This window comes from Kurthia sp. Dielmo (assembly GCF_000307285.2).
In the GTDB taxonomy this organism is placed as follows: domain Bacteria; phylum Bacillota; class Bacilli; order Bacillales_A; family Planococcaceae; genus Kurthia; species Kurthia populi.
In genome coordinates, this window is the sequence record NZ_CAEP01000235.1 from 1 (window position 1) to 208 (window position 208).

Annotated in this window: 1 pseudogene; it reads left to right on the forward strand. The window is 40.4% G+C overall.

Going from position 1 to position 208, the window contains the following annotated elements:
• A pseudogene (locus tag KTHG_RS21000) lies at window positions 1–208 on the forward strand (ATP-binding protein); the annotation flags it as partial.

The window sequence follows — 208 nt, forward strand, 5'->3', positions numbered from 1 at the left end:
TCGTATGTTGATGATGATAAAAAAATCATGGAATGACCAGAAGTACCCATATGACCAAATGTATTTCATTGATTTGCTAAGTCGAGTGGACTTTCTTGTATTAGATGATTTAGGAAATGAAACTGGCAGCGATTCAGAAGCCAAGCAGTGGGTGAAGGACATCCTTACAGAAGCGCTAGAAGCTCGTCAGACGAAAGGAACGATTGTG